Source organism: Mannheimia indoligenes (assembly GCF_036880405.1).
GTDB lineage: Bacteria > Pseudomonadota > Gammaproteobacteria > Enterobacterales > Pasteurellaceae > Mannheimia > Mannheimia indoligenes.
In genome coordinates this window covers 323815-336163 of sequence record NZ_JBAJJM010000001.1, presented here as the reverse complement: position 1 = coordinate 336163, position 12349 = coordinate 323815, and the positions used below count along the sequence as shown (strand labels likewise).

Sequence of the window (12349 nt, the reverse complement as noted above, 5' to 3'; positions counted from 1 at the left end):
CCGCTTGGCGATACCCCAACACTAATTTTTGTTAATCGATAAATGGTGCGGGACGAGGGACTTGAACCCACACACCTCGCGGCGCCAGAACCTAAATCTGGTGCGTCTACCAATTTCGCCAGTCCCGCAAATGGTGGCTACAGCGAGATTCGAACTTGCGACCCCAACATTATGAGTGTTGTGCTCTAACCAGCTGAGCTATGTAGCCCTTTGCGTTCACCATATCGGCTAACGGAGTGCATTATGCTGATTTTAAGGCTCTCCGTCAAATACTTTTTTTTGAATTTTTTGATTTTTTGGTTTGCTTGTATAGATATTCGTCGTTTTGTCGGAAATATACCGTTTTTTGTTTATAAAATAATAGGTTATCTTTTACTATTATGCAGATTGCATCTCTTGCTTTAATTGTTTTAGTACGAATTCAATATCAGGAAACTTATCTTCCCACAATGCAAAAGCAAAAGCAGCTTGTCCAACCAACATTCCTAAACCATCTTGATATTCGATAGCACCACAATCTCTCGCATAATTGAGAAATGGAGTTTGCATATTAACGGCATATTGCATATCATAAATTTTGGCTGAAGCCATTAAAGATGTTGGTAGTTCAACATATTTTCCCTGTAAGCCTAAAGAAGTGGCATTAATGATTAGATCAAACTGCTGTTCGGTAAGCTCCTCTAAGCAAGCGGTCTGAATTTTGCCAAATTTTGCAAATTTTTCCGCTAAAATGACCGCTTTATCTATAGTACGGTTATAAATCGTAATCTCTAGCCCAGACTTAAGTAACGGAAGCAATACGCCTTTGGTTGCTCCTCCTGCCCCTAAAATTAAGGTCTTTTGCCCTGTTGTTAGCCAACCAAGCCGTTCTAAATCAGCCGCTAAACCTTTACCGTCGGTATTATCGGCATATAAACGACCGTCATCTAATCGTTTTAAAGTGTTACAAGCCTCTGCTAATAAGCAACTTTCACTATATTCATCAGCAACAGCAAATGCCCGTTCTTTAAAGGGAGCTGTGATATTACACCCTTTCGCCCCTGAATTAAAAAACTCCTCTAATTGTTGCTCAAAGGCAATTTCATCACCTAATTTCGCAACATATTCAATCTCTCGTTGAGCCTGCAAGCCAAAAAGTTGATGAATACGAGGTGATTTACTTTGTGCAATTGGATTGCCCCAAACAGCATATTTGTTCATTATCTATCCTTGTCTAAAAATCTGTTGCGTGAAAATATCTCGAATTTCAGAAGGATTTTCTCTGCCTAAAGTTTCTGCATTTAATGCAGGAAAATCGTCTCCAAATTGAATTCGTACTTCCTCTGAATTTCTGCAAGGCGACTCGCCTGTTAAATTGGCACTGGTTGAAGTAAGAGCAAAACCGGTTGCCTCGCAGAGTGCTGCTACAGCAGGTACTTTGCATAAACGCACGGCAATAGAATCAAATCTGCCTGTGAGGTAACTCGGCACACTATTTTTTACAGGCACAATCCAAGTAATAGCTTGCTCACCAATTTGGTTTAGCTGGTGCCAAGCCTGCTCTGTCATTCTGTTGTCATCAATATAAGGAAGAAGATATTTTAAATCGGAAGCCAGTAAAATTAAGCCTTTCTCTTCAGGGCGTTGCTTTAATGCGAGTAATTTCCTCACTGCTTTTCCACTTTGCGGATTGCAACCTAAGCCAAAAACCGCTTCGGTTGGATAAGCCACAACTTCTTCTTGCTTTAATTGATTAACTATTTCTAAAAAATTATTCATTCGCTTTTACTTCAGTTTGGTGTTGGCAGCTTTTGTTAGCACAGATACTGTATTGTCTACCCTTCACTTTTTTGATGGTAGCAAGTTCGCAACCACATCTTTCACACTGTTGCTTCATCGGTCGAGTTGCTAAGGTAAATTTACAATCAGGGAAGCCTGCACAGCCATAAAATGTTTTTCCCGACCGTCCTTTCCTAGCAACCAGTTTATGTTGCTTGCATTCAGGGCAATCAAATTCTTCTTCTACCTCAGCTTCTTCGTGAACAATAAAATGGCATTCAGGATAGTTACTGCAACCAATAAAAATGCCATAGCTGCCTTGCTTTAATTGGAGATGATGTCCGCACTCAGGGCAACATTCTTCCAACGCTTTAATAATATGATTTTCTTGGTGCAATGGCTTGATGTAATCACACTTAGGATAAGCCGAACACCCCAAAAACAAGCCTTTCTTCCCTTGTTTAAGTTGTAAGGGAGAATGACATTTGGGGCATAATTCGACTTGTTTGGTGGATTTAAAAAGTACCATAGCATTAACTTAAATCAGCTTGAAATCAATCACAAAAAAGGAATCGTCATTCGGATAAATCTCTCGGATGACTTTTTTCAATTCAGCTAAGCTCATATTCTCTTGTTGAGCGTGTTGATCATTTAGCTCATCATATTGAATCGGAGTAACAGAAAGTACTTTGATGTTAGCAAAAAATCGATCCGTTTCGTTGGTAAAAACGGCTAATTCTTGGTTAGGGTGAAAGTAAGATTCTGATTTATCCCGAATGGTAATAGTTTTTTTACCACTTACAATATCCGCTTCAAATCGGCTAAAAAAGGTAATTTTCTCTCTATTCATATTCATCATTGTTATAATCTATACCCATTAAATGGCTAAAATGATCATTGTAAAAACCACGGCTGACCATAAACCGCCACATTTTTTGTTTGGCTTTAAGATCCCATACAAGCGGTCGTTTTTTCTCAAAAATTTGCTCGGCTAATTCAAACCAATCTACTTCTGCATTTTCGAGTTCTTGGTTAATTAGCCAATCTTTAATTCCTTTGAGCTTTAATTCTTGCTTTAGTCGGCGAGGACCTACACCTTGCATTGAGCGGTAACGAATAAAAGTTACACAAAAACGTTCATCACTTTGCCAATTATTGACTTGTGCCTTTTCTATTGCTTCATCAATTTCATCAAAATCATATTCTTTTTGCTTCAATTTTTGGCGAAGCTCTTGCTCACTGTAATCACGCTTTGAGAGTAAATATAGCAGATAATTAACCGCAGTGTATTTATTTGTTTTAGTTGTAGAAATGGTTGTCATAAGTTGAAATAAAAATGCGATTTTCACATTGAGCGAAAATCGCATAAACTTAGTTAATTATAGTTCTTCTTCATTAAACTCTTCGCTGTCATCATCTGAATTGTTGGAATCTTTAGTAGAAACCAAATTTGGATTAGCAATGAGTAAATCTCTCACATCTTTCTCAATTTTCTCTGCGATTTCAGGGTGTTCTTTTAACCATTTAATCGCATTGTTTTTACCCTGACCGATTTTTTCGCCTTCATAAGAGAACCAAGCTCCCGCTTTTTTGATAAAGCCATTTGCTTCTGCCAGAATGAGTAATTCATTAGTGCGAGCAATCCCTTCGCCATACATAATATCGAATTGAACTTCACGGAATGGCGGAGCAACTTTGTTTTTTACCACTTTTACTTTCGTTTCACTACCGATAACTTCATCACCATCTTTTACCACACCTGAACGGCGAATGTCTAAACGCACAGAAGCATAGAATTTTAACGCGTTACCACCTGTTGTAGTTTCCGGATTACCAAACATTACACCAATCTTCATACGGATTTGGTTAATGAAAATAACCAGGCAGTTTGTTGCTTTAATGTTTGCGGTTAACTTACGCAATGCTTGCGACATTAAACGAGCTTGTAAACCCATATGGGAATCACCCATATCCCCTTCAATTTCTGCTTTTGGCGTAAGTGCGGCTACAGAGTCTACAATAATTACATCCACCGCACCGGAACGTACTAGGGCATCACAAATTTCTAATGCTTGTTCACCGTTATCCGGCTGTGAAATTAATAATTCGTCTGTATCTACACCTAATTTACGGGCATAAACAGGGTCAAGTGCGTGTTCTGCATCAATAAAGGCACAAGTTTTACCTGTTTTTTGTGCCTGAGCCACAACAGATAAAGTTAAGGTTGTTTTACCTGAAGATTCCGGACCATAGATTTCAACAATACGCCCCATTGGTAAACCACCAATCCCTAATGCGGAATCTAACCCTAAAGAACCGGTTGAAACTGCTTCAATATCTAATGTTTGCGTATCGCCCAATTTCATAATTGAACCTTTACCGAACTGTTTCTCAATTTGAGCTAATGCGGCAGCAAGTGCCTTCTCTTTTTGTTCCGGTTCAACCTGTTTTACAGGTGTATTTTTTTGACTTTTCTTCTCAGCCATATTTTATCCTTTGTCAATTTTAATAAACGCTTATTGCGTAAAATAACTGTATATTATTATAGTATATACTTATCCAGTTGCAAGTGTTTTTTTAAACTTTTCGATCCAGATCACAAAAATAGATTTGTGAACAAGGTAAAGCTCTTGATTCATCAAATGGGTTAAGTGCATTAATTAACATTATTTTTTCATATTGCCCTAAATCAGCTTGAGTGATTTTCGTTAAATTCACTTTATTCTGTTCTAGTAATTGAGTTAATTGAGTGCCTTTCAACAAATAATCTTTCGGACTACACCAAACTCCATCTTTTAGAAAGAGTAAGTTACCAATGGAGCAATCACTCACATTGCCATTATTGATAATCACCACTTCTTCATTTTGCAAAATATTGAGTAAATCAAACCGCTTGCGATCGCTAAATTTTAAGTGATAATCCCAATTTTCCACCTCCACACAACGAAAACGTTCGACTTGTTTTGGCGAGTATGCAAAAAATTTTATCTCAAATTCGGAAGCATTATAATCAATTCGGCAACGTATTTTGCCTTGTTGATAAGCCTCTGGCACAACTAAAATCTGTGCCAGTGTAAACGTTGGCTCACAGTCAAAATATTTTTGCACAGCTTGTTCAAAACGCTTCTGATGATAGTCCAAATTCTGAACTTTTCCATCAATAATTGAGAGAGTTTCAAAGAGTGGAAATTGGCACATAGACTTTCTCTAAAATTTCGTTATATTCATCTTCTAACACACTTTGTGAAGTAATTCCGCCGCCGCTGCGGAATAATAATCCATTTGCAGTTTGCTCGATGTAGCGAATTGCTACCGCACTTTCTAAACTTTCGCCATCGAAATAGCCAAAAATGCCCGTGTAGTAACCACGTTTGCCTCGTTCTGCCTGCTGAATAATGGAAACCGTTTTCTCTTTTGGAGCTCCACTAATTGAGCCAGCTGGTAATAAAGCAGCTAAAATAGATCCAATATTTTCTTGCCAATTTTCAGCTAATTCACCGCAGATCTCAGAACTTGTCTGCAAAATCGCCCCGCGATGGGTGTGTACCTTCTCCGCATAACGATATTTTGTAACCTCAATATTTTTAGCAACTAAGGCGAGATCGTTTCGGATCAAATCTACAATAGTATTATGTTCGGTAAACTCTTTTTCAGAAGCCATTAATTTCTGCTCAGCATTTTCTTCGCTCGCATTAATCGTGCCTTTCATCGGGTAAGAAAAAATGCGGTTCTGCTCAATTCGCACAAAGCATTCGGGCGAAAAGCAGACAAATTGATCTTGCAGATAACATTTATATTTTGCCTTACTACTTGCAAAAATCTCCGCTAATGAATAATTGGTTTCAATGGCTGTTGGATAGCTTAAATTCAGCAAATAGCTATTACCGGCTTGAATTTCTTTCTTCACCAATTCAAAACCAGCTTGATATTCAGCAAAAGTAATTGGATTTGCTGAAAATTCAAAAGATTTAGCCACTTTTTCAAAGGTTTTTTCTGCATTCGATTTGCAAAAAAACTCAAAAAAAAGACCGCTTGTATGAGCCTCTTCGAGCGGAAAAATAAGCGGCTTTTCCTGCTCAAAATCAATTAAAAAGAAAAAAGGACGTTTGGCTCGCCCATATTGATTGGCTTTGTCTATAAAATCTTGCATAAAACTGAAATGCTTAATATTGGAAAGCTCTGTTATAATGCAAAGTAATAGTTTTGAAAAGCATTTTTTGAAAAAGGTTTTACCGATGAACACATCACTTAATATTGATGAAATTTGGATTTATATCGCTCTTGCAATTTGCGTGATAATGGGGATTTATCTGTTTTTCTTGAAATCACGTTATCAGCGAGATGCTTATGAATTAAGCCAAGATCTCGATATAATCACCACAAAATTCGAGCAAATTCAACAAAAGTATGAGGTTTTAGCCCAAGAAAAACATCAGCTGGAACAGTGGGCGGTGCAACAACAAACGAAATATGAAGCCGTAAGCGAACGCTTGAGTGAACGAGATGCTCAGCTACAACGTTTTCAACAAAAAATCGAGCTTGCTGAGCAGCAAGAAAATCAGCTGGAACGGTATATTAATGAGTTGAAAGAAAGAATAGGTTCTTCACACGCTAAAGCCGAGAGCTTGGAAGAACAGTTGCAATTTAGCCAGAGTTCCCTTTCGCAAAAAGAGCGAGAAAATCAATCGCTTTTTAGCCGCTTAAATGAGGTGCAAAATGAACTGACAGAACTACGCACTACGCTTTCAGAAAAACAGGCGAATTTTGAGCAGCAGCAACGCAATTTTGTGGAAGTAAAACAACAGCTTAATATGGAATTCCAACATTTGGCTCAACAAATTTTGGAAGAGAAAAGTAAACGTTTTAGCGAAACCAATCAAAGTTCACTTGAGGCGTTGCTCAAACCGTTTAAAGAGCAAATTGAAGGCTTTCAAAAACGGGTGAATGAGGTGCATAGCGAATCGCTTAAAGGCTCGGCGAATTTAGAGGCGGAAATTAAGCGGGTGCTGCAAATTGGTGTATCAATGTCGGAAGAGGCACAAAACCTCGCCACCGCATTAAAAGGCAACAATAAAATTGCCGGCAACTGGGGAGAAGTGCAGTTAGAAAGTGCATTGCAATCGGCTGGCTTATTGGCGGGCGAGCATTATCAGGCACAAGAGAGTTTTCGAGATGAAGAAGGGCGACGCTTCGCCCCCGATTTTGTCGTACATCTGCCCGACCAAAAACATCTGATTATTGACAGCAAAGTGTCGTTAGTGGCGTACGATCAAGCGGTCAGATCCGAAGAAAATTTTGCAATTTCCCAAGCGTTAGACGAACATTGCCGTTCATTGAGAAATCATATCGAGGGACTTTCCAAGAAAAATTATAGTGCCCTGTTAGGGGTGAAAAGCCCTGATTTTGTACTGATGTTTGTGCCGATTGAGCCGGCATATATTGAGGCGATGAAACACGATCCGCAGCTCTTTAATTTTGGCTACGAACGCAACGTGATTTTAGTTTCTTACACCACGCTAATGCCGATTTTACGCACCGTGGCGAACTTATGGCGAATTGAACGTGGTAACACAGAGGCACGAGAAATCAGCGAAAAAGCCGGTGAAATTTATAACCAAGTATGTGCCGTGGCGGATCGTTTAGCCAAATTAGGCAATACGCTGAACACCGCAAATAATCAATATAATCAAACCGTTACCTCACTCGTTGGGCGACAAGGCTTAATCGGTAAAGTGGAACGTTTTCAACATCTTTCCAGCAAAGCCAGCCAAATAATGCCGCAGGTGGAATTGCTGGAAAATGAGGCAGACACGATAAAATTGGAAATGGTGTCTAGGGAATTATTGGAAGAATAGTCAAATCTCCCCTAACCCCTCTTTGTCTAAAGAGGGGTGATCCATCATCTAGTAAATTACCTTCATCTGACTATTTAGTGATAGAAGAAAGATGGATTAAATATTTATGGCGATCTAGTCCCCCTATTTAGACAAAGAGGGGCTAGGGGAGATTTGAAAAATTACATAAAACAACAAAATGAATAAAAAATTACTTATCATCGACAACCACGACTCTTTCACATTCAACTTGGTAGATTTACTTCGCAAAATTAAAGTGCCTGCCAAAGTGGTATTAGTGGAAGAGCTCAACTTAGACGAAGTGGAACAATTCAGCCATATTTTGATTTCCCCCGGTCCTGATGTGCCGAGGGCTTACCCACAAACCTTTGCGATGTTGGAACACTATCATCAAAGCAAATCTATTTTGGGTGTGTGCTTAGGGCATCAAACAATTTGCGAATTTTTTGGTGGCACTTTGTATAATTTGAAAGATGTCCGCCACGGTCAGCAACGCACGTTAAGCCAAATTCAGCCTAGCCCAATTTTTAATGGTTTGCCGAATACCTTTCAAGTGGGCTTGTACCACTCTTGGGGCATTTTGCAAAATTCTTTGGAAAATACACCGCTTGTTGCAAGTGCTGTTTGCGACCAAAACGTGTTAATGGCATTTAAACACCAAAATTTACCGATTTACGGCGTGCAATTTCATCCTGAATCCTTTATTACCGAATATGGACTTCAAATTTTACAAAATTGGCTCGATATCTAGTCTTAGAGCAAGCTTTTTAACCGAAAATCCGCTATAATCTGTCAGTTATTTACCTCCTTTTTAAATTTCCTTTTTTTAATTTATAGAGGCGAAACATTTTTCGCCCTAATACTCAAGAGATAGTTTAAATGAAAGACTCCATCATTAATAAATTAGAAAGTTTAAGTGAACGCCACGAAGAGTTACAGGCGTTATTGGGCGATGCCTCTGTCATCTCCGACCAAGACAAATTCCGTGCGTATTCCAAAGAATATTCCCAATTAGAAGAAGTGGTTGGCACGTTTAACCGCTGGAAAAAGCTCAACAGCGACATTGAAGATGCTCAATTACTGCTTGATGATCCAGATATGAAAGATATGGCAGCGGAAGAAATTGCTGAAAACAAAGCTGAAATTGAGAACCTTGAACAACATTTACAAATTTTATTGCTGCCGAAAGATCCGAACGATGAATACAACGCCTTCTTAGAAATCCGTGCCGGCACAGGTGGCGATGAAGCAGGGATTTTCGCCGGCGATTTATACCGTATGTACAGTCGCTATGCTGAAAGTAAACGTTGGAGAATTGAAGAAATGTCGGCAAACGAAAGCGAACAAGGCGGATATAAAGAAATCATCGTTAAAATCAGCGGCGAAGGCGTGTACGGACAACTGAAATTTGAATCAGGCGGTCATCGTGTACAACGTGTGCCGAAAACTGAATCACAAGGGCGTATTCACACCTCAGCCTGTACGGTTGCGGTAATGCCGGAACTGCCGGAAAGCGAAATGCCGGAAATTAATCCGTCTGATTTACGTATTGATACCTACCGTTCATCAGGTGCAGGCGGTCAGCACGTTAATACCACCGACTCTGCGGTGCGTATTACCCACATTCCAACCGGCATTGTGGTGGAGTGTCAAGACGAGCGTTCACAACACAAAAACAAAGCTAAAGCGATGGCTGTGCTTGCCTCTCGTATCGTGCAAGTGGAACAAGAACGCCAAGCGGCAGAACAAGCTGATACACGCCGTAACTTACTCGGATCAGGCGACCGTTCGGATAAAATCCGTACCTACAACTACCCACAAGGGCGTGTAACCGACCACCGTATCAACTTGACGGTTTACCGCTTAGATGAAGTGATGAACGGTAAAATTGATGAATTAATTCAGCCGATTATTACCGAATACCAAGCGGATCAGTTAGCGGCGTTGTCGGATCAAAATTAAATTACAAGCGGTCAGATTTTGCATAATTTTTGTAAAATTTGACCGCTTGTGAACTAAAGAAAGAGGAATTTCAATATGAAAAAAATATTATTAGCCATAGCAACTACTCTACTTGCTGCTTGTAACAGCTTTATTAACTCAAGTCCTGCGGTAAAAAACGAAGTTATTACACCAACTACCGAGCATTTTGTTGGAGAGTGGGAGTGTGCGATGAATGGTGTTGCAGCAACAACCAATAAAGTGAAATTAGCCAAAGATGGCAAAGCAAACTATCTTGGAAATGTAACGCTCCCTGCTGAAAACCCAATCTTTAACTATGCTCTTGAGCGTTCAGGCAGCTGGAAATTTGCAGATAACGCCTTAACTTATAACTTTACCCAGAGCAAAGTTTCTCGTGCTCACGCTGATGAAGTACAAGCAAATTTACAAGCAAACCAAGAGTTACAAAGTTTAGATCAACAATATTTTGATGCATTAAACCAACAAACAAAAAAAGCAGGAAAAACCAAAGTAAGCCTTGCCGTAAGTAACTTTACAACCAAAGCATTTAGCATCGAACAGAAAGTTGCTGAAACTGTACGTTCGGGGAATTGTGTAAGGGTTTTATAATTTACATTGAGAATAGATCGATTTTTTAGCATATATTAATATGGAACCTAACTTCTCTTATCAATGGCAATTTGGCATAAAACCTAATACCTTAGCCAATCTCGTGGTTGCGGGTAGAAAGACTGCAACTTGTTCTGGTTATTGCTTTTATGCGTTAGAAAATCAACCGCTTCCACAAAAAGGTGAAAAACACATTGTATTAGACAGCCAAAATCAAGCTGTTGTGTGTATTCAGCTAAGGGAAGTCTTCATTGAACGCTTTAATGAAATCACAGAAGAGTTTGCCCTTGCCGAAGGAGAAGGCGACTATCAATCTTGGAAAATTGCCCACCGCGATTTTTTTGAAGGGGAACTTGACAAGGAGATTGATGAACACTTTGAAGTAGTTTGTGAACGGTTTTATGCAGTAAATATTTTCCCCAAAACTTACGCAGAATGGCTCACCTTTGCTGAACAAACATTGCTTGAAAATGCCGAAAACAACCCTTTTTTAGATGCCAAATTCGATGCAAATTTGCTCCTACAAGCGGTTACAAAACGCACAAAATCAGCAATTTTTGCGTTTAGCGAAACAATCTTAACCGAAAATGAGCTAAAACAACTTGCCGAATACTTAGCAAGACGTGCAAACGGTGAACCGATGGCGTATATTTTAGGCGAGAAAGAGTTTTGGTCGTTGCCGTTAAAGGTTTCAACCGCAACGTTAATTCCCCGCCCTGATACAGAACGGTTAGTTGAGCTGGCATTAGATTTTGCTCACAAGCGGTTAAAAAATCAAAAAAATTTGCAAATTTTGGATTTAGGCACCGGTACTGGGGCAATTGCATTGGCAATGGCGAGTGAGTTAGGCGATAAAGCTGATATTATCGGGGTGGATTTTCAGCCTGAGGCGGTCAAACTTGCGGAAGAAAATCGCCAAAATCTTGGCTTTGATAATGTCCGATTTTTACAGAGTGATTGGTTTAAATCACTTGAAAATCAGCAGTTTGACTTGATTTTATCCAACCCGCCCTATATTGATGCAGAAGATGAAAATTTAACCGTAGGCGATGTACGTTTTGAACCTTTAACCGCTTTAGTTGCCGATCACAATGGGTTGAGCGATTTGCAAAAAATTATTGAAAATGCACCGCTTTACTTAAAGCCTCAAGGTACATTAATGCTGGAGCACGGCTGGCAGCAAGGCGAGCAGGTAAGAAATTTATTTGATCCAAATTTGTGGGAAAACATCACAACCGTTGAAGATTACGGTGGTAATGATAGAGTTACCCAAGCAATCCTAAAGTAAAGGCAGGAAATGGACGATATTATTGAAGAATTATTGAAAGAGTTGGCAGAGCCGAAAATTAAGATAAGCGATACCGAGTTGAAAAAGTTTCTCTATCGTGAAATCTTACGGCTTACCACGCTAATTGACGATACGGTAAATGAGCAACAAGTATTTGGGCAGATGTCTGCATTAACTAAAAAAGCTCGCTACAACGTCAATGGTGAAGGCGATGAAGAACGAATTAATCAACTGATCCATTTAGTTTATAAAGAATGGGGATTTCATTGCTACTATGAAGACTATTTCCACACGGAAAATTTATTGCTGAATCAAGTCATCAAAAAACGTCGTGGAATGCCGGTTTCATTAGGAGCGGTGGTGCTTTATTTAGCCTCTGTGCTAGATTTACCGCTTTACCCTGTAAACTTCCCAACTCAATTAGTCTTAAGAGCGGAAATGAAACAGCCGAATGGGGCAATCAAAGTCCGCTTTATTAACCCGTGGAATGGCGAATTTATCAGCATTGAAATGCTCAATAAATGGCTGGAAGGTGAAATAGGCTTCGGTATGGAAGTTACTCCTGTTCTTCTAAGAAGAGCCGAGCCACAAGAACTCCTTGAGCGGATTGAAACAGTGTTTAAAATGGCTCTTACCCGTGAAGGGAAATATGAGGAAACATTGCGTTTAATTGAGTACCGCTTAGCAATGAGCCCTGAAGATCCGTATGAAATTCGTGATCGTGGAATGGTATTAGCAAGTATGGATTGTTACCAAGCTGCTTTGGAAGATATCAATTATTTCATCGACCAATGTCCTGAAGACCCTTCCGCTGAAATTCTAAAAATGGAAGTCAAAGGCTTAGAGCAAAAAAGCCAAGGAAGTGTGGTACATTAAA

The 12349-nt window shown here is 39.5% G+C and carries 14 protein-coding genes and 2 tRNA genes; 6 read left to right on the top strand and 10 right to left on the bottom strand.

Features of this window, described 5'->3' with window-relative positions; all coding sequences use genetic code 11:
* Nucleotides 1–43 precede the first annotated feature (43 nt).
* The 10 genes from V6W77_RS01760 to V6W77_RS01715 all read right to left on the bottom strand — a co-directional run bounded on the left by V6W77_RS01760 (nucleotide 44) and on the right by V6W77_RS01715 (nucleotide 5908).
* A tRNA-Leu gene (locus tag V6W77_RS01760) sits at nucleotides 44–128 on the bottom strand.
* A 3-nt stretch (nucleotides 129–131) separates the two neighbouring features.
* Nucleotides 132–208: transfer RNA gene (locus tag V6W77_RS01755), tRNA-Met, on the bottom strand.
* 170 nt (nucleotides 209–378) lie between these two features.
* Nucleotides 379–1200: a shikimate dehydrogenase gene (gene aroE, locus V6W77_RS01750; protein WP_334253602.1), complete on the bottom strand. Its 822-nt coding sequence runs from the start codon at nucleotides 1198–1200 to the stop codon at nucleotides 379–381.
* Nucleotides 1201–1203: 3 nt separating this feature from the next.
* Complete coding sequence (gene tsaC / locus V6W77_RS01745) at nucleotides 1204–1758, bottom strand: L-threonylcarbamoyladenylate synthase type 1 TsaC (protein ID WP_334253601.1); 555 nt, start codon at nucleotides 1756–1758, stop codon at nucleotides 1204–1206.
* The gene (locus V6W77_RS01740) at nucleotides 1751–2287 is read right to left on the bottom strand and encodes a DNA topoisomerase family protein (protein WP_334253600.1); all 537 of its coding nucleotides are present in this window, start codon (nucleotides 2285–2287) and stop codon (nucleotides 1751–1753) included. The genes tsaC and V6W77_RS01740 overlap by 8 nt, the downstream gene beginning before the upstream one ends.
* A gap of 9 nt (nucleotides 2288–2296) precedes the next feature.
* Nucleotides 2297–2608, bottom strand: a complete 312-nt coding sequence (gene yqfB / locus V6W77_RS01735) for a N(4)-acetylcytidine aminohydrolase (protein ID WP_025236433.1) — start codon at nucleotides 2606–2608, stop codon at nucleotides 2297–2299.
* Nucleotides 2601–3080, bottom strand: a complete 480-nt coding sequence (recX, locus tag V6W77_RS01730) for a recombination regulator RecX (RefSeq protein ID WP_334253599.1) — start codon at nucleotides 3078–3080, stop codon at nucleotides 2601–2603. Before recX ends, yqfB begins: the two co-directional genes overlap by 8 nt.
* A gap of 57 nt (nucleotides 3081–3137) precedes the next feature.
* Nucleotides 3138–4244 carry a recombinase RecA gene (gene recA, locus V6W77_RS01725; RefSeq protein WP_025236435.1) on the bottom strand — a complete coding sequence of 369 codons (1107 nt, stop codon included), beginning with the start codon at nucleotides 4242–4244 and terminating at the stop codon, nucleotides 3138–3140.
* Between the two features lie 91 nt (nucleotides 4245–4335).
* On the bottom strand, nucleotides 4336–4956 hold the full coding sequence (locus V6W77_RS01720; protein WP_334228912.1) for an aminotransferase class IV family protein: 621 nt from the start codon (nucleotides 4954–4956) through the stop codon (nucleotides 4336–4338).
* Complete coding sequence (locus tag V6W77_RS01715) at nucleotides 4934–5908, bottom strand: aminodeoxychorismate synthase component I (protein WP_334253598.1); 975 nt, start codon at nucleotides 5906–5908, stop codon at nucleotides 4934–4936. The genes V6W77_RS01720 and V6W77_RS01715 overlap by 23 nt, the downstream gene beginning before the upstream one ends.
* Nucleotides 5909–5993: 85 nt before the next feature.
* Here V6W77_RS01715 and V6W77_RS01710 point away from each other — a divergent pair, with 85 nt between their 5' ends.
* From V6W77_RS01710 to V6W77_RS01680, 6 genes are all read left to right on the top strand, one after another.
* The gene (locus tag V6W77_RS01710) at nucleotides 5994–7613 is read left to right on the top strand and encodes a DNA recombination protein RmuC (RefSeq protein WP_334253597.1); all 1620 of its coding nucleotides are present in this window, start codon (nucleotides 5994–5996) and stop codon (nucleotides 7611–7613) included.
* 178 nt (nucleotides 7614–7791) lie between these two features.
* Nucleotides 7792–8364 (top strand): anthranilate synthase component II, encoded by a 573-nt coding sequence (locus V6W77_RS01705; protein WP_334253596.1) that lies wholly within the window; start codon nucleotides 7792–7794, stop codon nucleotides 8362–8364.
* Between the two features lie 128 nt (nucleotides 8365–8492).
* Nucleotides 8493–9575, top strand: coding sequence for a peptide chain release factor 1 (gene prfA / locus V6W77_RS01700; protein ID WP_334248533.1), 1083 nt, complete (start codon nucleotides 8493–8495; stop codon nucleotides 9573–9575).
* A gap of 75 nt (nucleotides 9576–9650) precedes the next feature.
* Nucleotides 9651–10184 carry a hypothetical protein gene (locus V6W77_RS01695; protein WP_334253595.1) on the top strand — a complete coding sequence of 178 codons (534 nt, stop codon included), beginning with the start codon at nucleotides 9651–9653 and terminating at the stop codon, nucleotides 10182–10184.
* A 40-nt stretch (nucleotides 10185–10224) separates the two neighbouring features.
* Nucleotides 10225–11472 (top strand): peptide chain release factor N(5)-glutamine methyltransferase, encoded by a 1248-nt coding sequence (prmC, locus tag V6W77_RS01685; RefSeq protein ID WP_428981764.1) that lies wholly within the window; start codon nucleotides 10225–10227, stop codon nucleotides 11470–11472.
* A 9-nt stretch (nucleotides 11473–11481) separates the two neighbouring features.
* A complete protein-coding gene (locus tag V6W77_RS01680; RefSeq protein ID WP_334253594.1) occupies nucleotides 11482–12348 on the top strand; it encodes a SirB1 family protein in 867 nt (288 codons plus the stop codon).
* The last annotated feature ends 1 nt before the right edge of the window (nucleotide 12349 follow it).

Coding starts and splice junctions, on each gene's coding strand:
- aroE (WP_334253602.1), bottom strand. CDS start 1,200: ATGAACAAATATGCTGTTTGGGGCAATCCAATTGCACAAAGTAAATCA.
- tsaC (WP_334253601.1), bottom strand. CDS start 1,758: ATGAATAATTTTTTAGAAATAGTTAATCAATTAAAGCAAGAAGAAGTT.
- V6W77_RS01740 (WP_334253600.1), bottom strand. CDS start 2,287: ATGGTACTTTTTAAATCCACCAAACAAGTCGAATTATGCCCCAAATGT.
- yqfB (WP_025236433.1), bottom strand. CDS start 2,608: ATGAATAGAGAGAAAATTACCTTTTTTAGCCGATTTGAAGCGGATATT.
- recX (WP_334253599.1), bottom strand. CDS start 3,080: ATGACAACCATTTCTACAACTAAAACAAATAAATACACTGCGGTTAAT.
- recA (WP_025236435.1), bottom strand. CDS start 4,244: ATGGCTGAGAAGAAAAGTCAAAAAAATACACCTGTAAAACAGGTTGAA.
- V6W77_RS01720 (WP_334228912.1), bottom strand. CDS start 4,956: ATGTGCCAATTTCCACTCTTTGAAACTCTCTCAATTATTGATGGAAAA.
- V6W77_RS01715 (WP_334253598.1), bottom strand. CDS start 5,908: ATGCAAGATTTTATAGACAAAGCCAATCAATATGGGCGAGCCAAACGT.
- V6W77_RS01710 (WP_334253597.1), top strand. CDS start 5,994: ATGAACACATCACTTAATATTGATGAAATTTGGATTTATATCGCTCTT.
- V6W77_RS01705 (WP_334253596.1), top strand. CDS start 7,792: ATGAATAAAAAATTACTTATCATCGACAACCACGACTCTTTCACATTC.
- prfA (WP_334248533.1), top strand. CDS start 8,493: ATGAAAGACTCCATCATTAATAAATTAGAAAGTTTAAGTGAACGCCAC.
- V6W77_RS01695 (WP_334253595.1), top strand. CDS start 9,651: ATGAAAAAAATATTATTAGCCATAGCAACTACTCTACTTGCTGCTTGT.
- prmC (WP_428981764.1), top strand. CDS start 10,225: ATGGAACCTAACTTCTCTTATCAATGGCAATTTGGCATAAAACCTAAT.
- V6W77_RS01680 (WP_334253594.1), top strand. CDS start 11,482: ATGGACGATATTATTGAAGAATTATTGAAAGAGTTGGCAGAGCCGAAA.